General features: G+C 67.1%; 22 protein-coding genes. 18 read left to right on the plus strand and 4 right to left on the minus strand.

What is annotated here, in order from left to right:
• The first annotated feature begins 87 nt into the window (after positions 1 to 87).
• On the plus strand, positions 88 to 1,014 hold the full coding sequence (locus tag QX048_RS10900) for an N-carbamoyl-D-amino-acid hydrolase (protein WP_315827061.1): 927 nt from the start codon (positions 88 to 90) through the stop codon (positions 1,012 to 1,014).
• Between the two features lie 256 nt (positions 1,015 to 1,270).
• Here QX048_RS10900 and QX048_RS10905 read toward each other — a convergent pair whose 3' ends face one another.
• On the minus strand, positions 1,271 to 1,930 hold the full coding sequence (locus tag QX048_RS10905; RefSeq protein WP_315827060.1) for an aspartate/glutamate racemase family protein: 660 nt from the start codon (positions 1,928 to 1,930) through the stop codon (positions 1,271 to 1,273).
• 128 nt (positions 1,931 to 2,058) lie between these two features.
• Here QX048_RS10905 and hydA point away from each other — a divergent pair, with 128 nt between their 5' ends.
• The 3 genes from hydA (at position 2,059) to QX048_RS10920 (ending at position 5,461) form a co-directional block, all read left to right on the plus strand.
• Positions 2,059 to 3,528 carry a dihydropyrimidinase gene (gene hydA, locus QX048_RS10910; RefSeq protein ID WP_315827059.1) on the plus strand — a complete coding sequence of 490 codons (1,470 nt, stop codon included), beginning with the start codon at positions 2,059 to 2,061 and terminating at the stop codon, positions 3,526 to 3,528.
• A gap of 198 nt (positions 3,529 to 3,726) precedes the next feature.
• Positions 3,727 to 4,698 carry an NAD(P)-dependent oxidoreductase gene (locus QX048_RS10915; RefSeq protein WP_315827058.1) on the plus strand — a complete coding sequence of 324 codons (972 nt, stop codon included), beginning with the start codon at positions 3,727 to 3,729 and terminating at the stop codon, positions 4,696 to 4,698.
• 1 nt (position 4,699) lies between these two features.
• Positions 4,700 to 5,461: an SDR family oxidoreductase gene (locus QX048_RS10920; protein ID WP_315827057.1), complete on the plus strand. Its 762-nt coding sequence runs from the start codon at positions 4,700 to 4,702 to the stop codon at positions 5,459 to 5,461.
• 205 nt (positions 5,462 to 5,666) lie between these two features.
• On the opposite strand, the gene QX048_RS10925 is transcribed toward QX048_RS10920, so the two are convergent.
• Positions 5,667 to 6,563 carry a LysR substrate-binding domain-containing protein gene (locus tag QX048_RS10925; RefSeq protein WP_316159417.1) on the minus strand — a complete coding sequence of 299 codons (897 nt, stop codon included), beginning with the start codon at positions 6,561 to 6,563 and terminating at the stop codon, positions 5,667 to 5,669.
• A 210-nt stretch (positions 6,564 to 6,773) separates the two neighbouring features.
• Here QX048_RS10925 and QX048_RS10930 point away from each other — a divergent pair, with 210 nt between their 5' ends.
• The 6 genes from QX048_RS10930 to QX048_RS10955 all read left to right on the plus strand — a co-directional run bounded on the left by QX048_RS10930 (position 6,774) and on the right by QX048_RS10955 (position 15,094).
• Entirely contained in the window at positions 6,774 to 8,189 is a 1,416-nt protein-coding gene (locus tag QX048_RS10930) for an NAD(P)/FAD-dependent oxidoreductase (protein ID WP_315827055.1), read from the plus strand.
• 128 nt (positions 8,190 to 8,317) lie between these two features.
• On the plus strand, positions 8,318 to 9,937 hold the full coding sequence (locus tag QX048_RS10935) for an ABC transporter substrate-binding protein (RefSeq protein WP_316192174.1): 1,620 nt from the start codon (positions 8,318 to 8,320) through the stop codon (positions 9,935 to 9,937).
• 18 nt (positions 9,938 to 9,955) lie between these two features.
• A complete protein-coding gene (locus QX048_RS10940) occupies positions 9,956 to 10,987 on the plus strand; it encodes an ABC transporter permease (RefSeq protein WP_315718176.1) in 1,032 nt (343 codons plus the stop codon).
• Between the two features lie 2 nt (positions 10,988 to 10,989).
• Positions 10,990 to 11,850: an ABC transporter permease gene (locus QX048_RS10945; RefSeq protein WP_315750319.1), complete on the plus strand. Its 861-nt coding sequence runs from the start codon at positions 10,990 to 10,992 to the stop codon at positions 11,848 to 11,850.
• A gap of 46 nt (positions 11,851 to 11,896) precedes the next feature.
• On the plus strand, positions 11,897 to 13,558 hold the full coding sequence (locus QX048_RS10950) for an ABC transporter ATP-binding protein (protein WP_316200708.1): 1,662 nt from the start codon (positions 11,897 to 11,899) through the stop codon (positions 13,556 to 13,558).
• A 120-nt stretch (positions 13,559 to 13,678) separates the two neighbouring features.
• A complete protein-coding gene (locus tag QX048_RS10955; RefSeq protein ID WP_316192172.1) occupies positions 13,679 to 15,094 on the plus strand; it encodes an FAD-binding oxidoreductase in 1,416 nt (471 codons plus the stop codon).
• Between the two features lie 43 nt (positions 15,095 to 15,137).
• Here the strand turns inward: QX048_RS10955 and QX048_RS10960 are convergent, their stop codons facing one another.
• Positions 15,138 to 16,619 (minus strand): mannitol dehydrogenase family protein, encoded by a 1,482-nt coding sequence (locus QX048_RS10960; protein WP_316200707.1) that lies wholly within the window; start codon positions 16,617 to 16,619, stop codon positions 15,138 to 15,140.
• A 9-nt stretch (positions 16,620 to 16,628) separates the two neighbouring features.
• Positions 16,629 to 17,639, minus strand: a complete 1,011-nt coding sequence (locus QX048_RS10965; RefSeq protein WP_316192169.1) for a Zn-dependent oxidoreductase — start codon at positions 17,637 to 17,639, stop codon at positions 16,629 to 16,631.
• A gap of 170 nt (positions 17,640 to 17,809) precedes the next feature.
• Between QX048_RS10965 and QX048_RS10970 the strand changes: the two genes are divergently transcribed.
• From QX048_RS10970 to eda, 8 genes are all read left to right on the plus strand, one after another.
• Positions 17,810 to 18,826, plus strand: a complete 1,017-nt coding sequence (locus tag QX048_RS10970; RefSeq protein WP_410052178.1) for a TRAP transporter substrate-binding protein — start codon at positions 17,810 to 17,812, stop codon at positions 18,824 to 18,826.
• Positions 18,827 to 18,898: 72 nt separating this feature from the next.
• Positions 18,899 to 20,761 carry a TRAP transporter large permease subunit gene (locus tag QX048_RS10975; protein WP_316200706.1) on the plus strand — a complete coding sequence of 621 codons (1,863 nt, stop codon included), beginning with the start codon at positions 18,899 to 18,901 and terminating at the stop codon, positions 20,759 to 20,761.
• Positions 20,762 to 20,779: 18 nt separating this feature from the next.
• Positions 20,780 to 21,505: a GntR family transcriptional regulator gene (locus QX048_RS10980; protein WP_315827048.1), complete on the plus strand. Its 726-nt coding sequence runs from the start codon at positions 20,780 to 20,782 to the stop codon at positions 21,503 to 21,505.
• Between the two features lie 33 nt (positions 21,506 to 21,538).
• Entirely contained in the window at positions 21,539 to 22,735 is a 1,197-nt protein-coding gene (gene uxuA, locus QX048_RS10985; protein ID WP_315827047.1) for a mannonate dehydratase, read from the plus strand.
• A gap of 83 nt (positions 22,736 to 22,818) precedes the next feature.
• Positions 22,819 to 23,586: a glucose 1-dehydrogenase gene (locus QX048_RS10990; protein ID WP_315750327.1), complete on the plus strand. Its 768-nt coding sequence runs from the start codon at positions 22,819 to 22,821 to the stop codon at positions 23,584 to 23,586.
• A gap of 33 nt (positions 23,587 to 23,619) precedes the next feature.
• The gene (locus QX048_RS10995) at positions 23,620 to 24,651 is read left to right on the plus strand and encodes an L-idonate 5-dehydrogenase (protein WP_315827046.1); all 1,032 of its coding nucleotides are present in this window, start codon (positions 23,620 to 23,622) and stop codon (positions 24,649 to 24,651) included.
• A 47-nt stretch (positions 24,652 to 24,698) separates the two neighbouring features.
• A complete protein-coding gene (locus QX048_RS11000) occupies positions 24,699 to 25,595 on the plus strand; it encodes a sugar kinase (RefSeq protein ID WP_409999250.1) in 897 nt (298 codons plus the stop codon).
• A complete protein-coding gene (gene eda, locus QX048_RS11005) occupies positions 25,592 to 26,236 on the plus strand; it encodes a bifunctional 4-hydroxy-2-oxoglutarate aldolase/2-dehydro-3-deoxy-phosphogluconate aldolase (RefSeq protein WP_315827044.1) in 645 nt (214 codons plus the stop codon). Before QX048_RS11000 ends, eda begins: the two co-directional genes overlap by 4 nt.
• Positions 26,237 to 26,431 lie beyond the last annotated feature (195 nt).

Consider the following 26,431-nt stretch of genomic DNA (forward strand, 5'->3'; position numbering starts at 1 on the left):
GCGACGAAGCAATCCAGAGTCCTCGTGTAGCCCTGGATTGCTTCGCTTCGCTCGCAATGACGTCGGAGTCCGGATAGGAGTTCTGCAATGCGCGTGATCAACGTCGCCGCCGCCCAGATGGGACCGATTCAGCGCGCTGACAGCCACGAGGCGGTCGTCGCGCGCATGATCGCACTGATGGACGAGGCCAAGCGCAAGGACGCCGACCTGATCGTCTACCCGGAGCTGGCGCTGACCACGTTTTTTCCACGCTGGTACATGGAGGATCAGGCCGAAGTCGACAGCTGGTTCGAGCGCGAGATGCCCAATGCGGCCGTGCAGCCGCTGTTCGATCGCGCCGCGCAGCATCAGATGGCCATGTATCTCGGCTATGCCGAGCTGACACCGGACGGGCACCACTACAACACGGCAGTTCTCACCGACCGCGCCGGCAACGTCGTCGGCAAGTATCGCAAGGTGCATCTGCCCGGCCACGAGGAGTTCGAGCCGGAGCGCAGCCACCAGCATCTGGAGAAGCGCTATTTTGAGCCGGGCGATCTCGGCTTTCCCGTCTGGCGCAGTCTCGATGGCATTATCGGCATGGCGATCTGCAACGATCGCCGTTGGCCGGAGACCTATCGCGTCATGGGGCTGCAGGACGTCGAGCTGGTGCTGATCGGCTATAACACGCCGTCGGTGAACTCATTGAAATCGGCCGAGGGACTGCAGCAGCGCCTGTTCCACAACCGGCTCTCCGCGCAGGCCGGCGCCTATCACAACTCGTGTTGGGTCGTCGCGGTCGCGAAGGCCGGCGTCGAGGACGGTCATCACCTGATCGGTGGCAGCCTGATCGTCAATCCCGACGGCGAGATCGTCGCCGAAGCGGTGACCGAAGGCGACGAGGTGCTCGTGGTGCCGTGCGACATGGATGCGACGCGCTTCGGCAAGCAGACGATCTTCGATTTCGCCAGGCATCGCCGCGTGGAGCATTACGGGCTGATCACCAGCCGCACCGGCGCGGTGCCGCCGGAGTGAGGCAGGAGAGAGAGTGGGCCTGACCACGCTGATCAGCAGTTGCATTGTCAGGCACGAGCGCCGCTACACAAACAGTGTCGTCCCGGCGAACGCCGGGACCCATACCGCGGAAGCTATCGAGGAACGGAGCTGACAGTTGCCTGCCTCACGTCGGCCGGCGGCTATGGGTCCCGGCTCAAGGCCGGGACGACAGCGGAGTGTGAGATGGCCGGCCGGGCAGGTCCGTGCAGGGGCAAACGACGGATGTGCGAACCACTCACCCCGCAAACGCCACCGCGCCGAGCGCCATGGTCACTGCGGCCTGGGTCGGATCGATCACCGGAATTCCCAGCGCGTCCTCCAGGTTCTTGCGATGCCGTGCCATGCCGGCGCAGCCCATGACGATGGCACCGGCGCCGTCCTCCTCCTTCAGCGCGCGGCCGACCGCGATCATCTTCGCCAAGGTGCCTTCACCTGACGCCGTTTCCGCCACGGTCATGTCCAGCGGGCGTTCCGCGGCCAACCGATCCATCAAGCCCATCTGGCGGAGATAGCGGATGTGGCGGCGGATCGAGCGCTGCGCGATGGCGAGCACGCCGAACGTATCGGCGCGGGTCAGCGCGGTGAGCACGCCGCATTCGGCGATGCCGAGCACCGGCCGTGCCGTGGCCTCGCGGCAGACATGCAGGCCAGGGTCGCTGTAGCAGGCGATCACGAACGCGCTGGATGCGTTGTCGCCCTCGACGAAACGCCGCAGCGGCAGGGTGACGCTGTCGGCATCCTTCTGGCTCTCGATGCCGTAGGGACCTTCCTTCAAGGTCTCGCAGACGATCTCCGGCCCATTGGCGAACATCAGCGGCTTGAGCGCCGCCGCCAAGCCGTCGGTGACCACCTGGTTGGAGTTCGGATTGATCACGGTGATGCGCGGGCGGGACATGGGAGCTACCTGCTTCTTCAGTGTTGACGGCGCGTGACAGGCAACCACTATGCCACGGCTGACGCAATGGGGCCGATGCGGTCACCTCGCGTCCACGGCGTTCCATCTGGCAGAACTAGGAGATCGCGATGACCGAGCCGGCCTATGACCTGATCATCCGAGGCGGGCGCGTCGCCACCACCACCGATACGTTCGAGGCCGATGTCGCCATCACAGGCGAGACCATCGCGGCGATCGGCCGCGGGCTCGGCCCGGCGAAGCGCGAGATCGACGCGCGCGGCAAATATGTGCTGCCCGGCGGCGTCGACAGCCACTGCCATATCGAGCAGCTCTCGGCGGCAGGGATCGTCAACGCCGACACGTTCGAGAGCGCCACCACGTCGGCCGCGTTCGGTGGCACCACGTCCGTGATCTCCTTCGCGGCCCAGCATGTCGGCATGCAGTTGCCGCAGGTGGTCGAGGACTATCACGCGCTGGCGCGCAAGGGTGCCGTGATCGACTACGCGTTCCACATGATCGTCGCCGATCCGACCAGGGAGACGCTGGAGCGCGACCTGCCGGCGCTGATCCGCCAGGGCCACGGCTCGATCAAGATCTTCATGACCTACGACCGGCTCAAGATCGACGACGAGCCGCTGCTCGACATTCTCGTCGCCGCGCGCGAGGGCGGCGCCATGCTGTGCGCGCACGCCGAGAACCATGGCATCATCTCCTGGATGGTGAAGCGGCTGCTGTCGCGCGGCTACACCGCGCCGAAATACCACGCCATCAGCCACGCGCGCTTCTCCGAGGCCGAGGCGTTCAACCGCCTGATCGGCATGGCCGCCCTCGTCGATCAGCCGATCATGATCTTCCACGTCTCGACCGCGGAAGGTGCGAAAGTGATCCGGGATGCGCGCGGGCAGGGGCTGAAGGTGTTCGCGGAGACCTGTCCGCAATACCTGTTCATGACGGCCGAGGATCTCGACAAGCCCGGCATCGAGGGCGCGAAGTGGATGTGCAGCCCGCCGCCGCGCCGCGCGCCCGACCAGGAGGCGCTGTGGCAGGCGCTGTCGCTCGGCGATTTGCAGACGATCTCCTCCGATCACGCGCCGTATCGCTTCGACGAGACCGGCAAGCTGCGCGCCGGCCCCACCCCCAACTTCAAGCAGATCGCCAACGGCCTGCCGGGCCTGGAGTTGCGGCTGCCGCTGCTGTTCGATGCGATGGTGTCGAAGGGCCGGCTCGGCCTCAACAAATTCGTCGAGCTCACGGCGACGGCGCCGGCCAAGATCTACAATCTGCATCCGAGGAAGGGCGCGATCGCGATCGGCGCCGATGCCGACATCGCGCTGTGGGATCCGGACAAGCACGTCACGATCAGCGATGCCGCCATGCACGACCTCGCCGGCTACACGCCGTTTGCGGGGCGCAGCGTGCAGGGCTGGCCGGTGACCGTTCTGTCGCGCGGCCGCGTCATCATTGACAACGGCAGACTGTCGGCCGCGCCCGGCTCCGGCCAGTTCCTCGCCCGCAGCGGCGGCGAGGCTGCGAAGCCGACGGGGCGCCTGGTCGCGGATATGGACCCGGAGCAGAATTTTGGGGCGAAGCTGCTCTAGACGCGAAGAGCTGTTGGAGTAGCTGATCATGTTGACGCGGTCGCTCCGCTCTCCGCCGTCATGCCCGGGCTCGACCCGGGCGTCCACGTGCTTCCCGGGATGCCGCCGGACGTGGATGGCCGGGACGGCGCCAGGCCATGACGTGGGGCGAGAGCTGAATGCCCTTCGTCGATCGCTGTCCAGGCGAGGACCTCCTTGATGCATGTCCTGATCTTCGGCGGCGCCGGCTTCGTCGGGCTCAACATCGCGCAAGGGCTGCTCGAGCGCGGCCATGCCGCGACGATCTTCGACGCAGCGGCTCTGCCGAACGCGGCGGAGCGCGCCTTTGCGCCGTATCGCGAGCGTCTGCACCTCGTGCAGGGCGACGTCACCGATGCGAGCGCTGTTGCGGCCGCGATCGCCGGCGGCTGCGATGCCGTTGTCATGGGCGCCGCGATTACCGCCGGTCCGGAGCGTGACGCATCCGACCCCGAGCGCATCCTCGCGGTCAATCTGCTGGCGCAGGTGCCGATCCTGCAGGCGGCGCGGCGCAGCGGCATCCGCCGCGTCATCAATCTCTCCTCGGCGGCGTCCTACGGCGCCAGCGGTCAGCGCTTTGCCGTGCTGGAGGAGAGCACGCCGTGCGAGCCGGTGTCGCTCTATGCGATCAGCAAGTTCGCCTCTGAGCGCGTCGCGTCGCGGCTGTCGGACCTGTGGCAAACCGACGTGATCAGCGTGCGCCTGTCGGCGGTGTTCGGCCCGTTCGAGCGCGGCGGCGGCGTGCGCGACACGCCATCGCCGCAGGCGCTGATCGCGGCCTGTTGCGCGCGCAATGCGCCGGCGCTGCTGAACGAGCCGGGCGACAAAGACTGGGTCTATGCGGTCGACGTCGCCGACGCGGTCTGCCGGTTGCTGGAAGCCGAGAGGCCGCAGCACACGCTCTACAACATCTCCAGCGTAGCCACGTTTACAGCCGAGGCCTGGGGCCGCGCCTTCGCGCAAGGCCGCCCCGGCTTCGTCTGCCGGCTTGCGGAGCAGGGCGAGACGCCGACGGTGCCGGTGTTCGCGCCGAGCCGCGGCCGGCTGTCGACGACGCGACTGGCCGAGGAGTTCGGCTGGCGCGCGCGCTTCGACTGCGCGGCATCGGCCGAGCATTTCGGCCGCTGGTTCGATCAGTACGGGAGAGACTGAGATGAGGCTCAACGCGAAGGTCGCGGTCATCACCGGCGGCGGCTCCGGCATCGGCCGCGCCAGCGCCGTCATGTTCGCGCGCGAGGGCGCTTATGTTGCGCTCGTCGACCGCGACGCGGCAGGCGCGGAGGAAACCCTGTTGCTCCTGGCCAAGGCCGGCGGCCAGGGCCGCGTGTATGTCGGCGATGTCGGTGATGCGGATTTTGCAAAGGCGACGGTCGAGAGCGTGGCAGCCGCGCGCGGCCGGCTGGATGTGCTGATGACCGCTGCCGGCTTCTCCTGCGGCGGCACCGTGGTCACGACCGATCCCATGGATTGGGACGCGGTGTTCCGCGCCAATGTCGGCGGCACCTGGCTGTGGGCGAAGGTCGCGGTGCCGATCATGCAGAAGCAGAAGGCCGGGTCGATCATCACCGTGGCATCGCAGCTTGCGGTCGCCGGCGGCAAAGGCAATAGCGCCTATATCGCCGCCAAGGGCGCGATCATCAGCCTGACCCGCACCATGGCGGTCGACTTCGCTACCGACGGCATCCGCGTCAATGCGCTGGCGCCGGGTGCGATCGACACGCCGCTGCTGCGCCGGAGCTTTGCGCGCCACGTCGATCCGGAGCCGGTGCGCGAGGCCTCGCGCCAGCGCCACGCGATGAAGCGGTTCGGTGAGGCGGACGAGGTTGCCGCTGCGGCGCTGTTTCTTGCCAGCGACGAGGCGTCGTTCACGACGGGAGTTGTGCTGCCGGTGGATGGCGGGTGGCTGGCGGCGTAGAGATTGGGTGAATTCCGCTCTGATCGTTTGAGCCGGGTTCGCGCCTCGATCGCAGTGTGCTCCCTCGCCCCGCTTGCGGGGAGAGGGGCGGGGTGAGGGGAACTCTCCGCACGGCCGGTGCGCGTGGCTGCCCCCCTCACCCAACCCTCTCCCCGTAAGAACGGGGAGAGGGAGCGCACCGTCGCCGCGGCGATGGCTCGGCAACTCATCGCTTCGTCGCCGTTCCCTTTCGATCGCGTCCGCGCAGTATATCCGCGAGCGCGGCGGCGTTGCGCGACAGCGGCTCGAAGCGAGGCGTCAGGAGATACGCGCGCATCGGAATCTTCGGTGCGAGTGGCCGTGCCGCGAGGTCGGGCCAGGCGCGGCCGCGCAGCACGAATTGGTCGACCACGGCAAGGCCCGCGCCGGCGCGGGCCATGGCGCAGGCGTCGGGCGTGTAGCGCACGATCGTGGTCGGCTCCGGGCCGCCGGCCAGGGCCGACGTGACGATGTGACCATAAGGCGTTTGCGGGCCGAAGCCGACCAGCGGATAGGGCAGCATGTCCTTCGGCCTGATGCTGCGCAGCCTCGTCAGGGCATGATCGGCCGGCATGATCACGTGCAGCGCGCCCTCCGCGATCGTCTCGACCGCGACTGTCGGCTCGTCGACCGGCAGCACAGTGATGCCGAGATCGGCGCGGGCTGTGCCGACGCGGCTGACGATCTCCAGCAGGGTCAACGATTCGAACTCGACGCGCAGATCTGGAAAGCGGCCGCGCAGCCGCGCCAGCGCCTCCGGCACCATGCTGTGGGCCGCGCTCGGGCTCGCCACCACGCGGATGGTGCCCGTGCCGCCGGCGCGCAGTTCGTCGGCGAGGTCGTTGATGCGCGCGACGCCGCGATGGACGTGCTCGACCTCGGCGAACAACCGCTTGGCCTCCGGCGTCGGCTGCACCCGGCCGCTGATGCGCTCGAACAGCTTGAGCTTGAGGCCATCCTCGGTATAGGCCAGCAGCCGGCTGATCGCGGGCTGCGACACCGAGAGCAGCCGCGCAGCGCCGCTGATCGAGCCCGTCATCATAATCGCGCGGAACACCTCGATCTGGCGCAGATTGAGCGGCATGCGACCTCTTGTCTCGCTGTGGATGGCTGTCGACTCTAGCCGCCGCTGCCGCCCCATAACAAGCTGTTATGGGCGGCGGACAAATCGGTATGGTCGGTGCCGGACCTGCTTTGCTAAGCTTCGCGTGCCGGGTGACATGACTGATGGAGAGAGCGTGAGCGACAGCGAGCGTTTCGATCGCGATTGCGCGTGTCAATTCCGGTGCCCGGCATGAGCGATGGCCTCGCCGCGCTGACGGCCCAGGTCCGTGGCGATCTTGCCAGGATCGCCCATCCCAGCATGCCATGGCTGACGCCCGTCGTCGGTCCCGATGGCCGGCCTGCGCGCGATGTGCTGATCGTCGGCGGCGGCCAATCGGGTCTTGCCACCGCCTTCGCGCTGCTGCGCTCGCGCGTCAGCAACATTCTCGTGCTCGACAAAGCCGAGGCAGGCCGCGAAGGACCGTGGCTCAGCTATGCGCGCATGCCGACCCTGCGCAGCCCGAAGGACTTCACCGGACCCGATCTCGACATCCCCTGTCTGACCTATCAGGCGTGGCACGAGGCGAAGTTTGGCGGCGAGAGCTGGCGCAATCTTGATCTGATTCCGCGCGAATATTGGGCAGATTATCTCGCCTGGTATCGCGAGGTGCTCGACCTTCCCGTGCGCAACGGCTGCGAAGTCGTCGATATCGCACCGGCCGCTGACGGACTGCTGCAGGCGACAGTGCGCAGCAAGGATGGTGAGACGACGATCTATGCCCGCAAGATCGTGCTGGCGACCGGGCAGGAAGGGATGGGCGATTGGAGCATTCCGGAGCCGCTGCGCCATTTGCCCGCAACGCGCTGCGCCCATTCCGGCGCCGAGATCGATTTCGACAGCTTGCGCGGCCGCCGCGTCGCCGTGATCGGGGCCGGTGCCTCGGCGTTCGACAATGCGGCGGCTGCGCTCGAAGCCGGTGCGAACAGCGTCGATCTGCTATGCCGCCGCACGGAAATCCAACTGATCCAACCCTATCGCTGGCTGACGTTCCGTGGTTTCCTGCGGCATTTCTCCGAACTCGACGACGTCTGGCGCTGGCGTTTCATGCGCGCGGTCCTCGAGTTGCGCGAGGGCTTTCCGCAGCACACCTATGATCGCTGCGCCCGTCATGCTGCGTTCCACCTGCATGAGGGCGCGCCTGTGCTGATCGCGTGCGAAACGTCAGAGGGAGTCGTGCTGCGGACACCGCAAGGCGAAGTCACAGTCGATTTCGTGGTCAGCGCGACGGGCATCTCGATGGACTTCGCAAAGCGTCCGGAGCTGCAGCGCTTTGCCGCCAATATCGCACGCTGGTGCGATCGCTACACGCCTGATGCCAGCGAGCGCAACGACCGGCTCGGCGCCTTTCCCTATCTCGCCGACGACTATGCGCTGTGCGAGCGTGTGGCTGGCCGGACGCCGTGGATCCGCGACGTCCATGTGTTTGCCATTGCCTCGACGATGAGCTTCGGCGCGTCGGGATCTTCCATCAATGCAATGACCACCGCGGTGCCGAAGCTCGTGCATGGGCTGACGCGCGGGCTGTTCAAGGCCGACATCGACAAGCATTGGGCCAACTTCCAGGCCTACGATGTGAAGCAGGCCGAGGTGCGCCGTGGCACGTGATTTGCTGCTGAACTCCCATCTGATGCGCTCCCATCTGATGCGCTTCCATCTGATGTGCTTGCGTCGCCGGTGACCGCTGGCAGGGTATTTCAGTCCCGGATTTTGAGACCAATGAGGGAACAAGGGCGATGAGTTTCGAGATGTCCAAACGTTCGTTGTTCGCTGCGCCCGCCTTGCTCGCGGTGATGCTGGCTGCGCCATCGGCGCATGCGCAGAGCCGCGCCGAGACTCTGCGCTATGTCACCGGTGCCACCGTCAACACGCTCGATCCGAACATTCCGGGCTCGACGCGCGAGGCCTTCGCGCTGTCGATGTCGAGCTACGACCGGCTGGTGTCGTTCGGTCGCAAGCAGCTCAATGGTAAGTGGGTGTTCGATCTCGACACGATCACCGGCGAGCTCGCTGAATCCTATCAGGTCAGCTCTGACGGTTTGAAGATCACCTTCAAGCTGCGCCCCGACGCCAAGTTCCAGGACGGCTCGCCGGTGACGGCCGAGGACGTCAAATGGTCGCTCGACCGCTGCGTCACCGCGCCAATCCTCGGCAAGGCGCAACTGCTGACGGGCTCGCTGACGTCGGCCGATCAGTTCAAGGTCATTGATCCCCTGACGTTCGAAGTGACCTTGCCGAAGCCGGACAAGCTGGCGCTGCCGAATCTCGCGACCGTCTATCCGATCATCATCAACTCCAAGCTCGCCAAGGCGCATGCGACGGCCGAAGACCCATGGGCGCTGAACTGGACCAAGGAGAACGCGGCCGGCAGCGGTGCCTACATCGTCGAGACCTTCAAGCCCGGCGAGCAGGTGATCGCCAAGCGCAGCGAGGCCTGGAATCGCGGCGCGCCGGACAAGCCGGCGGCGTTCAAGCGCCTGATCATCCAGTCGGTGCCTGAACCGGCGACGCGCGCCAACCTCGTGGAGCGCGGCGACGCCGACCTCGTCATCGACCTGCAGGCGAGCGACGTGCAGTCGCTCGAAGGCAAGGGCAAGCTGAAGGTGATCTCGACGCCGCAATACAACGCGGTGACCTTCATCTCGATGAACAACACCATCCCGCCGTTCGACAACGTCAATGTGCGTCGCGCCATAGCCTACGCGCTGCCCTATGACGACATGTTCAAGGCGGCCTTGTTCGGCCGCGGCGCGCCGCTCTACGGCGCGACGTGGGCCGACGGCAAGCCGCCGAGCGGCGGCTATCCGATCCCGCAGCCGATCAAGCTCGATCTGGAGAAGGCCAAGGCCTATCTGAAGGACGCCGGCATGGCGGACGGCTTCTCCACCACCTTCAGCTTCAATGTCGGCCAGGCGGCGACCGCCGAGCCGATGGCCGCGCTGGTCAAGGAATCGCTCGCCAAGATCGGCATCAAGGTGGACATCCAGAAGCTGCCGGATGCGCAGATGTCGACCGCGATCAACGAGAAGAAGCTGCCGTTCTTCACCGAAGGCATCGTCGCCTGGCTGCCCTCGACCGACTACTTCTATCGCAACTTCTACACGGGCAAGCAGCGCTGGAACTATTCCTCGACTGACAATGCCGAGCTGGAGAAGATCGCGCAGGAGGCGCGCTTCGAGGCCGACAAGGCGAAATATGAAGAGCAGGGCAAGGCGCTCAACGCCATCCATTTCGACCAGATGTTCCAGATCCCGATCTGGCAGGCGGCGCAGGACGCGGTGATGCAGCCGACGGTGGACGGCTACGTCTACCAGTTCACGCGGCAGGTCGATTATCGTAACCTGAGTCGCAAGTAACGGGGACGGCTGATAACCATGGGCACGATCGGCGCAACCTTGGCTCGGGCGGGACGACGCTTCGTCTCGTCGCTGCCGGCGCTGTTCGGGGTCCTGGTCTTCACCTTCCTGCTGATGCGCGTGCTGCCGGGGGATCCGGCCGTGTTCTTTGCCTCCGGCCCCAATGCCGGCCAGGAGGAGATCGAGGTCATCCGCCGGCAGCTCGGGCTCGACAAGCCGCTGCCGAACCAGCTCGCGATCTATCTCTACGACGTCGGCCGCGGCAATCTCGGCCGCTCGATGATGACCGGGCAGGCGGTCGCCAAGGATCTCAAGGAGCGGCTGCCGGCCTCGCTCGAATTGACCCTGACGGCGCTGCTGATCGCGCTGGTGTCGGCGGTGCCGCTCGGCGTGCTGGCTGCGCTGCGGCCGGGCTCGCTGGTCGATCACGGCGTGCGGCTGTTCTGCTCGCTCGGCGTCTGCGTTCCGACCTTCGTCTCCGGTCTGCTGCTGATCTACGTGTTCTATTATCTGCTCGGCCTGGCGCCGGACCCCACGGGCCGCATCGATATCTTCGCCACACTGCCGCCGTCGCGGACCGGCTTCCTGATCATCGACTTCCTGCTCGCCGGCGATGTCGAGGGCTGGTGGGCGGCGGCCCGGCAGCTGATGCTGCCGGCACTGACCATGGCGCTGTTCGTGATCGCGCCGCTGGCGCGCATCACCCGCGCCTCGATGCTGGTGTCGCTCGGCAGCGACTTCGTGCGCACGGCGCGCTCGGTCGGGCTGTCGTGGTGGCGCATCGTCGTGACCTATGCGCTGAGGAACGCGATCCTGCCGGTCATCACCATCGCCGGGATCGTGTTCTCGACCATGCTCGGCGCCAATGTGCTGGTGGAGAAGGTGTTCTCCTGGCCCGGCGTCGCCTCCTACGCGCTCGATGCGCTGCTGGTCTCCGACTACGCGCCGGTGCAGGGCTTCGTGCTGCTGATGGCGACGATCTTCGTGATCGTCAATCTGCTGGTCGATGTACTCTATGGCATCGCCGATCCCAGGGCGACGGTGGCGTGAGCATGAGCACGATCGAGGCCTCGTCGACCCTGCGCCACACTGCCTTCGTGCTGCGCGGCAATCCGGTCACCGCTGTCGCGGCTGGCGGTGCGCTGCTGCTGGCGCTGATCGCGATCTTTGCGCCGTGGCTCGCGCCCTATGATCCGGTCGTCTCCGACGTACCGCAGGCGCTGCAGCCGCCGAGCGCGGCGCACTGGTTCGGCACCGACCAGCTCGGTCGCGATGTGCTCAGCCGCCTGATCGTCGCGAGCCGGCTCGACCTCACGATCGCGGTGACGGCGGTTGCTGTGTCCTTCGCGCTCGGCTCGGTGATCGGTGCACTCTGCGGCTATGCCGGCGGCCGGCTCGACAAGGCGGTCGGCCGCTTCATCGACGTCCTGATGGCGTTCCCGCTGTTCGTGCTGGCGATGGCGATGGTCGCCGCGCTCGGCAACCGCGTCGAGAACATCGTGATCGCGACCGCGATCATCAATCTGCCGTTCTACATCCGCTTCGCCCGCGCCGAAGTGAACATCCGCCGCAATCTCGGCTGGGTCGAGGCCGCGCGGGCCTGCGGCGAGAGCCATGTCGCGGTCGTGCTGCGCTTCCTGTTGCCGAACGTGCTGCCGGCGATGGCGGTGCAGATGTCGCTCAATCTCGGCTGGGCGATCCTCAATGCCGCGGGCCTCTCCTTCATCGGCCTCGGCGTCAAGCCGCCGACGCCGGAATGGGGCATCATGGTCGCCGAGGGCGCCCGCTTCATCTCCACGGGGCGCTGGTGGCTGGTGGCGTTTCCCGGACTTGCGCTGATGAGCGCGGTGCTGTGCTTCAATCTGCTCGGCGACGGCCTGCGCGATATCCTCGATCCCCGGATGCGCACATGACGGGCGAATTGAAGATGATCAGCGTGGCGCATCCGAGGATGAGAACGTGAGCGCACCGCTGCTCGAGGTCGAGAACCTCAAGGTCTCCTTCTCCACCCGTCGTGGTATCGTCGAGGCCGTGCGCGGCGTGTCTCTGTTGCTGGCACCGGGTGAGATGCTTGGCCTCGTCGGCGAGAGCGGCTCCGGCAAGTCGGTGACCGGCTTTGCCATCACCCATCTGCTCGACAAGGCCGGCCGCATCACCGGCGGCCGGATCCGCTTCAAGGGCCAGGACATCACCCGCGCCGGCGGCGCCGATCTGCGCAGCCTGCATGGTGCTGCGATGGCGATGATCTTCCAGAACCCGCGCGCGGCCCTCAATCCTATCCGTACCGTCGGCCAGCAGATTGCGGATGCGATCCTCGCGCATAGACGGCTGTCGCGGCAGGAGGCGCAGGCCGAGGCGCTGCAACTCTTGAAGGCCGTGCAGATCCGCGATCCCGAGCGGCGCATGAGCGCCTATCCGCATGAGCTCTCCGGCGGCATGTGCCAGCGGGTGATGATCGCGATCGCGATCTCCTGCAGCCCGCAGCTGCTGATCGCGGACGAGCCGACCACCGGCCTCGACGTCACCACGCAGAAGGTGGTGATGGACCTGCTCGCTCATATCGCCGCCGACCGCGGCATGGCGACGATCCTGATCACGCATGATCTCGGGCTGGCCGCGCGCTACTGCGCGCGCGTCGTGGTGATGGAGCAGGGCAGGCTGGTCGAGGAGGCCGAGCCGCTCACGCTGTTCCATCGGCCGCAGCACCCCTACACCAAACGGCTGGTCGCGGCGTCGCCGACGGCGACCTCGCGCATTGAGGATCTGGTGCCGGACGGCGAGCGCATTCCGTTGGTCGCGGTGACGGAGCTGCCGCCTCCGCCGCACGGCACGCCGCTGCTGCTCGACGTCAGGACTGTCAGCAAGCGTTTCGACGACGGCACCGTGGGCGTCGCGGACTTCTCGATGACCATGCGCGGCGGCGAGAGCGTCGGCCTGGTCGGCGAGAGTGGTTCCGGCAAGAGCACGACGTCGCGCATGATCTGCCGGCTGATCGATGCCAGCGCCGGCGAGATCCTGTTCGACGGCCAGTCGATCGGCCAGATCCCGGCGCGCGACTTCCACCGTTCCGAGCTGCGCAAGGACATCCAGATCGTCTTCCAGGATCCGAACGACAGCCTCAATCCGCGCTACACGGCATTCGACTGCATCGCCCATCCGCTGCTGCGACTGATGAACATGCGCTCAGGCGACAGACTGCGCCGGCGGGTCGAGGAATGCGCCGAGCGTGTCGGCCTGCCGCGCGAGCTGCTGTCGCGCTTTCCGCATCAGCTCTCTGGCGGGCAGAAGGCGCGCGTCGGAATCGCCCGCGCCATCGCCTGCCGGCCGCGTCTGCTGGTGCTGGACGAGCCGACCGCGGCGCTCGACGTCTCCGTGCAGGCCGTGGTGCTGCAGCTCCTGAACAGGCTTCGGCGCGAGGATAACCTCGCCTTTCTGTTCGTCAGCCACGATCTCAATGTCGTGCGCATGATGTGCGACCGCACCATCGTGCTGCGCACAGGCCTCATCATCGAGCAGGGCGAGAGCCGGGCGCTGTTCGCCAATCCGCAGACCGACTACACGCGCGAGCTGGTCGATGCCGTTCCGCATATCGACCCGCCGATGGCGCTGGCACCGGCCTGATCCTCACCCATAACAATCGATTATGGATGGCGGACAACTTGGTATTGGGGCCGCGATCGGCGGAGCTGTTAGTTTGTGCGCATCGCCATCTCAGGTCATCAAAGGGTTGGATCGCGCGTCATGACGGTGCTGATCGAAAGGCTGCAGAGCGCCGTCGGCGCAGCGCATGTTCTCGTCGCAGCCGAAGATCAGGCGCCGTATCTGCGCGACTGGCTGGGCAAGTATCGTGGCGCTGCCATCGCCGTCGTGCGTCCTGCGTCGACGGCAGAGGTCGCCGCGGTCATGGCGGCCTGCGCCGAGGCCCGCGTCGCCGTGGTGCCGCAGGGCGGCCACACGAGCCTGTCCGGCGGCGCGACACCCGATGCGAGCGGCGGAGCGATCGTGCTGTCGCTGGCGCGGATGAACCGCGTCCGCGCGCTCGATCCCATCGGCCAGACCATGGTGGTCGATGCCGGCGTCGTGCTGGCGAAGGTGCAGGAGGCCGCCGGCGCGGCCGGCCTGCTGTTTCCACTCAGCCTCGGGTCCGAGGGGAGCTGCACCGTCGGCGGCAATCTCGCGGCCAACGCCGGCGGCGTCGCCGTGTTAAGGTATGGCGTGATGCGCGAGCTGACTCTCGGGCTCGAAGTGGTGCTGCCGGATGGCCGCATCTGGGACGGCCTGCGCGCCTTGCGCAAGGACAACACCGGCTATGCGCTGCGCGATCTCTTCATCGGCTCGGAAGGCACGATCGGCATCATCACCGGTGCCGTGCTCAAGCTGTTCCCGCAGCCGACGGCGCGCGCGACGGCGTTCGTCGCAGTCCCCGATGCGGCTGCCGCGCTGAAGCTTCTTCAGTTGTCGCGCGCTCATTGCGGCGATCGTCTCACTGCATTCGAATTCCTGACCTCGGCGACGCTCGACATGATCCTGCGCCAGATCCCGGATGCGCGGCTGCCGTTCACGGCGCTGCCCGACGCAGCGGTGCTGATCGAGCTCAGCGACATCAGCGACGAGCCTGCGCTGACGGCGCGTCTCGAAACCGCGCTGGCTCAGGCGATGGCGGAAGGACTTGCCTCCGACGCCGTCGTGGCCCAGGACGGCATCCAGGCCAAGGCGTTCTGGCGCGTACGCGAGAGCGTGTCCGAGGCGCTGGTGCGGGAAGGCAAGGCGCTGAAGCACGACGTCGCGGTGCCCGTGGCCGAGATCGCCGATTTCGTCGGTGTCATGGATGCGGCGGTCGACGCCGCGCTGCCCGGCATCCGTCCCATGGTGTTCGGCCATCTCGGCGACGGCAATCTGCACTACAATCTGATGCGGCCGCTCGACATCAGCGAGGACGAGTTTGACGGGCACGGTCCGCGGATCACTCGCCTCGTCCATGACGAGATCACCCGTCGCCGCGGCTCGATCAGCGCCGAGCATGGCATCGGCCAGCTCCGCACCGCGGAGATGCCGCTGTGCAAGCCAGCGCTCGAGCTCGAGCTGATGCGTCAGCTCAAGCGCGCGCTCGATCCGCATGGTCTGATGAACCCGGGCAAGCTGCTGCCGAATGTGTAGTCGGTGCTGACGTCGCGTTCGCCCAATCAGGACCGGTGTGACGTCAGCCTGGGTTCTGCAGGGTCTGCGCGACAGTCGCACGGGTTCCGTTCAGGAAGAGGCTGTCGAGTGCTGCCTCAACGGCGCCCGTGAAGCGAGGATCGTTCGGCAGCTCGGTGCCGAACACCGATGTGACCGACAACAATGCGGGCGCAAGCCGGCCCGCAACCGGGCCGGCGTCATCCGCCAGGGCCCGCAGTCTGGCCGCCAGCGGGTCGCGCAGCGCGATCGGCTGGCGGTGTTCGTCGGTGCCGCTGACGTAGCGCATCCACCCGGCGACGGCGAGCGCGAGGCGGGTGATCGGCTGGCCGCGGGCGAGCCGGTCGCTGATGGTGCCGAGCAGGCGCTGCGGCAGCTTCTGCGAGCCGTCCATCGCGATCTGCGCTGTCAGATGCTTCAGCGCCGGATTGCGGAAGCGTTGCAGCAGCGCGGCGCGATAGGCTGTCACGTCGAAGCCGCCGAGCGCGGGCAGAGTCGGCGTGACCTCGTCGCACATCATGTCCTCGACGAGGCCGGCGAGGTCGGGCTCGGCCATGGCCGCGGCCACCGTCTCGCAGCCCATGAGATAGCCGAGATAGGCGATCGTCGAGTGCGCGCCGTTGAGCAGCCGCAGCTTCATCAGCTCGAACGGCGCGACGTCGCGGACGAACTGCGCGCCGCTGATGTCCCACGCCGGGCGATCGCCGCCGAAATCATCCTCGATGACCCATTGGCTGAACGGCTCGGTGACGACGGGCCATGCATCGTCGAGGCCGAGCGCGGTGCTGACATCAGCGCGGTCGGCGTCGGTGGTGGCCGGCACGATGCGATCGACCATGGTCGAGGGGAAGCGGACCTCGTCGGCGATCCAGCGGGCGAGGTCGCGGTCAACCAGCTCGGCGAAGGCGATGACGAGGCCGCGCAGGGTATGGCCATTGGCCGGAAGATTGTCGCAGGCCAGCACCGTGTAGGGCGGCAGGCCCTGCTGCCGCCGCAGCCGCAGGCCGCCCACGATGAATCCGAGCGTGCTGCGAGGATGCGTCAGGTGACCGCTGTCGTGACGGATGTCGGGATCATCGGCGCGCAGCGTACCGGTCGCCGGATCGTGGTTGTAGCCCTTCTCAGTCACCGTGGTGGAAACGATGCGCACGGTGGGATCGGCGAGGCGTGCGAGCAGGCCGGCCGGATCCTCCGGCGCGACCGCAAGGCCGGTGAGCGCGCCGATGACGCGCCGCTGCTGGCCGGCGCCGTCGCTCGCGGTCACGCTGTAGAGCCCGCCTTGCGGTGCGAGCGCGTCGCGCGTGTCGGGCGAGCGCAGGGAGACGCCGAGGATGCCCCAGCGCGGATCGTCCTTGAGCAGCGCATCCGTGTAGACCGCCTGGTGGCCGCGATGGAAGGCGCCGAGGCCGAGATGGACGATGCCGGTCGCGACCGCCGTGCGATCGTAGTCCGGCTTGAGGATGCCGGCAGGCAGGCGGTGGAGCGTGGCGGGGCTGAGGCGGTCCATATCGGGACCTTAAAAGATCAGCTGCACTTTGCAGCATTCGGTCTGGTTATGCTCGAATGTGTCGAACGCAGTGGCGTAGGCGTCGAGCCCGTAGCGATGGGTGATCAGGCGCTCCGGCTGCAAGATGCCGCGCGCGAACCAGTCGATCACCTTGGCGAACTTGCCGCTGTTGAGCCTGCTAGCGTGGATGGCGAGCTCCTTGGCCGTGACCTTCTGCTGCACGATGGTCGAGGGCTCCGCCGAAAAGCCGAGCAGGCCGATGCGTGCGGCGGGCGAGGCGATCTCGATCGCTTCGGCGAGAATGGCGGGATGGCACGCGGCATCGATGATCAGTGTTGGCCTCACGCCGGCATCCGCGAGCGCTGCGGGCAGGGCGGTGTTTGCCGTGTTGATGACGCGGTCGGCGCCGTTGCGCTGGGCCGCTTCGAGCCGCGAATCGATGCGGTCGGTGACGATCAGCTGCTTCACGCCGTAGACGTGCTTGAGCACCTGGATCACGGTCAGCCCGATCGGCCCGGCGCCATAGACCAGCGCGACGTCGGAAGCGAACACGCGCGTATGATCGGTGATGTTGGCGGCGATCGAGAACGGCTCGACCAGCGGCGCCTTGTCGTCGTCGACGCTGTCCGGCAGCAGATGCGCGTTTGCGTCCGGTACGCAGGCATATTCCGAAAAGCCGCCGTCGCGGTGGACGCCGAGCACGGCGAGTTCAGCGCAGACATTGGGGCGGCCGACCGAGCAGGGATAGCAATGGCCGCAGGCCACCACGGGATCGACCACCACGCGGGCGCCGAGCCGTGCGCTGACACCGTCGCCGAGCTTGTCGATGCGGCCGAAGAATTCATGGCCGATCACGCGCGGATAGCGCGCGAACGGGTTGCTGCCGTGGAGGATGTGGATGTCGGAGCCGCAGATCCCGGCGCGCTCGACCTTGATGCGGACCTCGCCTGCCGAAGGCTCGGGAACCGGGCGCGTTTCGATCGACAGGCGGCCGGGCCGCTCCACCACAAGGCTCTTCACGCGCTCCTCCATCCTTCTCGCCCATTTCGACCGCGAGCTGCCGTCGTATAGCAATCCCAAATCTTGGATACAAGTTTTTGATTGAAAGCATATTTGGTATCCCTTATAGGCTTAGCATACAGGAATGACATACAAAGGCCCCACAGCGGGCCGGCAGGGGAGGTTTGCCAGTGTCTTTGCCCACATCCATGTCTCGTCGCAGTTTCGTCGGCACCGCGCTCGCGGGAGCCTCGGCCTTGGCGTTCACGCCCGCCCGGGCGCAGTCGGCGAAGTATCGCCTGCGCTACGGCACGGCGTTTCCCGCCACCCATCCCGGCGTCGTCCGGATCATCGAGGCGTCGGAGGTCATCAAGAAGCAGACCAATGGTCTGGTCGACCTGCAGGTCTATCCGAACAGCCAGCTCGGCAGCGAGCCCGACATGTTCTCGCAGGTGCGCAGCGGCGCGCTCGACTTCATGTCGACGTCAGGTGTGAACCAGACGGTGGTGCCGATCGGCGGGATCAATGCGGTGGCGTTCGCGTTCGAGAGTTACGACCAGGTGTGGTCGGCGATGGACGGCGATCTCGGCAACCATGTGCGCGGCGAGTTCGCCAAGGTCGGCCTGCACGTGCTCCCGAAATGCCTCGACAATGGCTATCGCAACATCACCTCCGGCGCCAAGCCGATCGCCTCGCCCGACGATCTCAAGGGCTTCAAGATCCGCGTGCCCGGCAATCCGTTGTGGGTGACGCTGTTCAAGACGCTCGGCGCGGCGCCGACGCCGATCAATTTCGGCGAGCTCTATGCGGCCCTGCAGACCCGCATCGTCGACGGCCAGGAGAATCCGCTGGCGCTGATCCAGAGCGCCAAGCTCTACGAGGTGCAGAAGTACATCGCGCTATCAGGCCATATCTGGGACGGCCACTACATCTTCGCCAATGCAGCGCGCTGGAATGTCATGCCTGCCGACGTCCGCGACGCCATCACCGCGGCGCTGTCGGAGGCCGCCGTCAAGGAGCGCCAGGACATCCAGAGCTTCAACGAGAAGGCGCAGGCGGACATGCAGGCGGCCGGCGTGACCTTCAACAAGGTCGACACCAAGCCGTTCCGCGACGCGCTGCGCACCGCCGGCTTCTACACCGAGTGGAAGACCAAGTTCGGCGCCGAGGCGTGGGGCCTGCTGGAGAAATCGGTCGGCCAGCTCTGAGCGAGCTGCCGTTGCATCCCTGATGCATGTCCGCATGCGCGGACATCAGCAGGATCTTGCGGGGAGGGTGGAATGGCCGTTGACATGACCGCGACGACCTCGGTGCCGTCGCATGGCGCCTTTGCGCGTTTCGATCATCTGCTAGGCCGCGCCGTCGAGGCGCTGGCCGCCGCGATCGTGGTCGCCGAATTGGTCCTGCTCGGTGCGGCCACGGCCGCGCGCTACGTGTTCAATGCTCCGCTGATCTGGTCCGACGAACTCGCCACCGTGCTGTTCGTGTGGCTGGCGATGCTCGGCGCCGTCGTCGCATTGCGACGCGCCGAGCACATGCGGCTCACCGCCTTCGTCCGCAATCTGTCGCCGGCGTGGCGGGCGCGCACCGACGCGCTCGGCCTGATGCTGGTCTGCACCGTGCTGGTCGCGCTGGTGATGCCGTCCTGGCACCACCTCGAAAGCCACCTGATCAGCCAGATGCCCGTGCTCGAGATCAGCGAAGGCTATCGCGAGGCCGCGATGCTCGTCGGCGTGCTGCTGATGCTGCTCACCGCGGTCGACCGGCTGATCCAGCAGGCGAGCCTCATGCAGGTCGTCGGCGCTCTGGCCCTGGTGCTCGCCGGTGCGGGGGCGCTCTATGCGGCCGCACCTGTGCTGGAGGATCTCGGCAACTACAATCTGTTCATCTTCTTCTTTGTGCTCGTCGCCAGCGCCATGGTGATCGGCACGCCGATCGCCTTCACCTTCCTGCTCGCCACCGTGGCCTATCTACATTTCAGCACCACCGTGCCGGTCCTGATCGTTCCCGGCCGGGTCAGCGAGGGCATGTCGCACATGGTGCTGCTGGCGGTGCCGATGTTCGTGCTGCTGGGTGCGCTGATCGAGATCGCCGGGCTGGCGCGGGCGATGATCCTTTTTCTCGTGTCGCTGATCGGCCACCTCCGCGGCGGCCTGCAATATGTGCTGCTCGGCGCGATGTACCTGGTCTCCGGCATCTCCGGCGCCAAGGCGGCCGACATGGCAGCGGTTGCGCCGGCGCTGTTTCCCGAGATGAAGCAGCGCGGCAGCTCGGAAGGTGACCTGGTGTCGCTACTGTCGGCCTCGGCCGTTATGTCGGAAACGATCCCGCCCTCGATCGTGCTGATCACGGTCGGATCGGTGACGGGCGTGTCGATCGCGGCGCTGTTCACCGGCGGGCTGCTGCCGGCGGTGGTCGGCCTGATCGCACTCTCCGTCGTCGTCTTCCTGCAGACGCGCAAGGAGGACATGAGCGGCGCGCAGCGTTTCGATGCCAAGACGCGGCTGCGGCTGTTTGCGATCTCTATTCCCGGTCTCGGTCTGCCGATCGTGATCCGCTCGGCTGTGGTCGAGGGCGTCGCCACCGCGACCGAGGTCGCGACGATCGGCGTCATCTACACCGTGCTGGTCGGCATCTTCGTCTATCGCCAGTTCGACTGGAAGCGGGTGTATCCCATCCTGGTCGATACGGCCTCGCTGTCCGGCGCGATCCTGCTGGTGGTGGGGGCTGCGACCGGCATGGCCTGGGCGCTGACCCAGTCCGGCTTCTCGCAGCAGCTCGTCGACCTCATGGTCGCCGCGCCCGGCGGCCGCTGGGGCTTCCTGCTGATTTCGGCGCTCGCCTTCGTCGTGCTCGGCAGCGTGCTCGAGGGCGTGCCGGCGGTGGTGCTGTTCGGGCCGCTGCTGTTCCCGATCGCGCGCATGATGGGCGTGCACGAGGTGCACTACGCCATCATCGCGGTGTTCGCGATGGGTCTCGGCCTGTTCACGCCGCCTTTCGGCGTCGGCTTCTATCTCGCCTGCGCCATCGGCCGCGCCTCGCCGGACGAGGTCATCCGCCACGTCTGGCCGCATCTCGCTGCACTCGTCGTTGCGCTGCTCTTGATCGTGTTCCTGCCATGGATCTCGATCGGCTTCCTGTGAATCGGGTAGACTGCCGCCATGGATGACGATCTGACACCGCTGACACGACTGGACGGCAAGGCCGGCCGGCGGCTCGCCGACCAGGTCTACGAGCGGCTGCTCGAGGACATCGTCTCCGGCGCGCTGCCGCCGGGCACGCCGATGGCCGAACTCGACCTGTGCGAGCGGCTCGGCGTCAGCCGCACGCCGGTGCGCGAGGCGCTGATCAAGCTCGCCGATGTCGACCTCGTGCGCATCTATCCGCAAAGCGGCAGCGTGGTGGCGCCGGTGTCGCGCGAGGCGTTCGGCGAGGCGCAGTTCATCCGCGAGCATCTCGAATGTGCGCTGGTTGCCGAGGCCGTCCGCTACATCGATGCGACGGCGCTGCGCGAGCTGACCGAGCTGATCGACAAGCAGAAGGCGGCGGCGACGCCGGCGGAGTTCTACGTCCATGACGAGGCGTTCCATCAGACGATTGCCCGCACCAGCCGGCATCCCCATGTCTGGCAGGTGATCCGTCAGACCAAGATCCATTTCGACCGCGTCCGCCATCTGACCTTGATCGAGGATGCCGGCCATATTCCGCTCCTGATCGCGCAGCATCAGGAGATCCTGGACGGGCTGGCCGCCTGCAACGAGGCCCAGGCGGTCGCGGCGATGCGCCGGCATCTGCGCGAGGTGTTTCGCCGCGCTGACGGCATTTTTGCCCGGCAGGAGGAGACGTCGCAGGCCGAACCGCGCACGCGGGCACGGCGGCGGCGCTGATCGCGCGCTTGATTCATTCTGGAAGGTGACGACATGGAACAGACGTGGCGCTGGTTCGGACCCGATGATCCCATCACCTTGCCGCAGGTTCGCCAGACCGGCGCGACCGGCATCGTGACGGCGCTGCATCACATTCCCTACGGCGTGGTGTGGAGCACCGATGAGATCATCAGGCGCATCGGCTTGATCGAAGGCGATTCATCGCTGCGGCTGCGCTGGAGCGTGGTCGAGAGCCTGCCGGTCTCCGAGGCCATCAAGCTGGGCGAGGGCGATCTGACGTCCTTGTTCGACAACTACCGCCAGTCGCTGCGCAACCTCGCCGCCTGCGGCGTCACCACCGTCTGCTACAATTTCATGGCGGTGCTGGACTGGACCCGCACCGAGCTCGCCTTCCGCCTGCCGGGCGGCGCCACCGCGCTCCGCTTCGACATGGACCGCCTGGCGGCGTTCGACTGCTACATCCTGCAGCGGCCCGGCGCCGAGGCGGAGTTCTCCTCCGACGTGCTCGACCGCGCCAAGGCGTGGGTGGCGCAGGCCTCCGAAGCCGACAAGGACCGGCTGCTCGCGACCATCATGGCCGGGTTGCCCGGCGCCTATGACCGCTATGACGTGCCCGGGCTGCGCCGTATGCTGGAGAAATATCGCGGCGTCGGCCACGCCGAGCTGCGCGCCAACTACGCGCGCTTCCTGCGCGAGGTGGTGCCGACGGCGGAGGAGTGCGGTGTCAGCCTGTGCGTCCATCCCGACGATCCGCCGCGCGACCTGTTCGGCCTGCCGCGCGTGGTGTCGTCAGCCGAGGATCTGCAGTTCATCGTCGAGGCCGTCCCGTCGAAGGCCAATGGCATCACGTTCTGCACCGGCGCGCTCGGCGCCGGCGGCCACAACAACGTGCCGCGGCTTGCCGAGCGGTTCGCCCCGCACATCCGCTTCGTCCATCTGCGCAACGTCACCAAGATGCTCGACGGCTCGTTCATGGAGGCCGAGCATCTGCGCGGCGATGTCGACATGGTTGCGATCGTGACGACGCTGCTCAAGGAGCAGGCGCGCCGCAAGGCCGAGGGCGATCCGGACTGGCGGATCCCATTCCGCCCCGATCACGGTCATGAGCTGGTCGACGACATCGGCCGCGGCACGCATCCCGGCTATCCGCTGGTCGGCCGGCTCAAGGGCCTCGCCGAGATCCGCGGGGTGATGACCGCCGTCGCGGCCATTAACCGTCTGCCGGTTTGATCGTCAGGGCCGGATAACGCGCTTGTCAGCGCGCTGTCCGTCAACGAGGATGCCAGCCGGAACGTCGTCCACGAGTTGAACAGATGTCGACCTCGCTCTTCGATCTCTCCGGCAAGACCGCGCTGGTGACCGGCTCCTCCCGCGGCCTCGGCCGCGCTATTGCCGAAGGCTTTGCCAAGGCCGGGGCGCGGCTCGTCATCAACGGCACCGACCCGGCACGCACGCTGGCGGCGGCGGAAGAATTCCGCGCCGCGGGCCATCAGGCCGAGGCCTGCCCGTTCGACGTGACCGATGAGCAGGCCGTGGTCAGCGCCTTCGCGCGTTTCGATGACCAGGGGATCGCGATCGACATCCTCGTCAACAATGCCGGCATCCAGCACCGCAAGCCGCTGGTCGAGTTCACCACCGACGAGTGGCGCCGCGTCATCGAGACCAACCTCACCAGCGCGTTCGTGATCGGGCGCGAGGCCGCCAAGCGGATGATTCCGCGCAACAGCGGCAAGATCATCAACATCGGCTCGCTCGGCAGCGAGCTGGCAAGGCCGACGATCGGGCCCTACACCACGGCCAAGGGCGGAATCCGCAACCTGACCCGCGCGATGGCCGTCGAATGGGCCGCGCACGGCATCCAGGCCAATGCGATCGGTCCCGGCTACATGCTGACCGACATGAACCAGGCGCTGATGAGCAACCCCGACTTCAACAACTGGCTGATGTCGCGCGTCCCGGCGAAGCGCTGGGGTCGTCCCGACGAACTGGTCGGCACCGCGATCTTCCTGGCCTCCGACGCGTCGACCTATGTCAACGGCCAGACCATCTATGTCGATGGCGGCATGCTGGCGGCGATGTAGGATCGCGGAAGACACGAGACAGGGAGGCCGGCCATGCGTGCGGTCGTCATTCACGCGCCGAAAGATCTGCGCATCGACAGCTTTCCCGATCCGGCGCCGGGACCCGGCGAGGTCCGGGTCAAGATCGAGGCCGGCGGCATCTGCGGCTCGGATCTGCATTACTACCATCACGGCGGCTTCGGCACGGTCCGCATCAAGCAGCCGATGGCGCTGGGTCATGAGATCGCAGGCCACGTCGCCGCGGTCGGTGCCGGCGTGACCGGCCTCGCCGAGGGCACGCGCGTCGCCGTCAATCCGAGCCTGCCGTGCGGCAAATGCGCCTATTGCCGCGAGGGGCGGCGCAACCAGTGCCTGGACATGCGCTTCATGGGCAGCGCGATGCGCGATCCCCACGTGCAGGGCGGCTTCCGCGAGTTCGTCACCGTGGATGCCTCGCAGGCGGTGCCGATCGCGCCGTCGTTGTCGCTGGGAGAGGCCGCGATGGCCGAGCCGCTGTCGGTCTGCCTGCATGCCGCGCACCAGGCCGGTTCGCTGCTCGGCAAGCGCGTGCTGGTGACCGGCTGCGGCCCGATCGGAGCGCTGTCGATCCTGGTCGCGCGTTACGGCGGCGCAGCCGAGATCGTGGCGACCGACGTCGCCGACGCGCCGCTTGCGATGGCGCGCACGCTCGGCGCCAGCCATGCGTTCAATCTCGGGGCGGAGCCGTCGGCGCTCGATCCGTGGCGGAGCGGGAAGGGCACGTTCGACGTGCTGTTCGAGGCCTCCGGCAACCAGGCCGCCCTGCGGGCGGCGCTCGACGTCATGAGGCCCGGCGGCGTCATCGTCCAGCTTGGGCTCGGCGGCGAGATGACCTTGCCGGTCAACACGCTGGTCACGAAGGAGCTGCAATTGCGCGGCACGTTCCGGTTCGACCGCGAATTCGAGCTGGCGCTGCGGCTGATGGGCGAGGGGCTGCTGGACGTCAAGCCGCTGATCTCGGCTGCGCTGCCATTCGAGCAGGCGGTCGCCGCCTTCGAGCTCGCCAGCGATCGAAGCCGGTCGATGAAGGTTCATTTGACGTTTTGATGGATGGATTGACGCCGATGAAAGTCGCCTGCATCGGAGAGTGCATGGTGGAGTTTGCGCAGGAGGACGGCTCGCTGTTCCGGCGCGGCTTCGGCGGCGACACGCTCAACACGGCGCTCTATCTGGCCCGGCTCGGCGTGCCCACCTCCTACGTCACGGCGCTCGGCGATGATCCCTTGAGCGCCAAGATGCTGGCGGCCTGGCAGGCCGAGGGCATCGACACCTCGGAGGTGCTGCAGGTCGAGGGCCGCGTGCCCGGCCTGTACATGATCGAGCGCGATGCCCGGGGCGAGCGCAGCTTCCTCTATTGGCGCGACCGCGCGCCGGCGCGCGAGCTGTTCGATCGCGCCGACCGCGACATGCTCGATAGGCTCTCCCGCTTCGACTGGATCTATCTCTCCGGCATCAGCCTCTCGCTCTATGGCGAGACCGGCAAGGCCAAGCTGCGTGAGCTGTTGACGGTGGCGCGCAAGCGCGGCGCGCGTGTGGTCTTCGACGGCAACTACCGACCGCGCGGCTGGGCCAGCCGCGAGGTGGCGCAGCGCGCGTTCCGCGCGATCCTGCCGCTGGTCGACGTTGCGCTGCCGACGCTCGAGGATGAGCAGATGCTGTTCGGCGATGCCGACGCCTCCGTCAGCCTGCGCCGCTTCAAGGAAGCCGGGGTCGGCGAGGTCGTCGTCAAGCGAGGCGCACGCGGCTGCCTGATCCATGCCGATGGTGTGCTGGTCGACATCGCGCCGCCTGCGGTGCTCAAGCCGATCGACACCACGGCGGCCGGCGATTCCTTCAATGCGGGTTATCTCGCCGCGCGCATCAAGGGCGCGCCGCCCCGCAAGGCGGCGTTGGCCGGCCACCGGCTTGCCGGCGCCGTGATCATGGCGCCGGGAGCCGTGATCCCGGCCACCGCGATGCCGCGGGACATTCTGACGATGAGCGAGGCATGATGAACAATTTGGACAAGCGCACGAAGCTCGATGCGGTGTTCGCTCTGGCGCCGGTGATTCCGGTGATCACGATCGAGGACGCCGCGCATGCCGTGCCGCTTGCGCGCGCGCTCGTTAGCGGCGGTCTCCGCGTCATCGAGATCACCTTGCGGACGCAGGCGGGGCTCGATGCCGCACGCGCGATCATCGATGAGGTGCCGGACGCCGTTGTCGGCATCGGCACGGTGCTGACGCCGGCGGACTACGAGCGCGCCGCCGGGCTCGGTGCAGCCTTCGCGATCAGCCCGGGCCTGTCGATCGGCCTGCTCGATGCCGCGAATGCGGGCGAAATGCCGTTCGCGCCGGGCATTCAGACCGCCTCTGATCTCATCGCCTGCGTGACGCGCGGCTATGAGCTGGTGAAGTTCTTTCCTGCGGTGCCGGCCGGTGGGCTCGCCGCGCTGGATGCGCTGGCCGGGCCGTTCCCCAACGTACGGTTCTGCCCGACGGGCGGCATCAATGCCGGCAACGCTGCGCAATGGCTGGCGCATAAGAAGGTCGTTGCGATCGGCGGCTCCTGGGTCGCCCCCGCGGCCGACATCAGGGCCGGGGCCTGGGCTGCGATCGAGCAGCGCGCCCGCGACGCGACGAAGCTGCGCTGATCTGGCCTATCCACAACTTAAAATTTTGTTTGTGTCCGACGCTCATCTTCGGCAGCGTGGGCCTCCGTCGGCGCCTGTCCTTCTCAAAAAGTATTACAGTCAAATAATATGACTAGTCATCCCAAGTGTTCCGTGGAATAACGGACGTCACCGGCCGTCGAGGCGGGTGAATAGGTGCGTCGGCACCGCTGTTTG

It is taken from the genome of Bradyrhizobium sp. SZCCHNS30572 (assembly GCF_032484415.1).
In the GTDB taxonomy this organism is placed as follows: domain Bacteria; phylum Pseudomonadota; class Alphaproteobacteria; order Rhizobiales; family Xanthobacteraceae; genus Bradyrhizobium.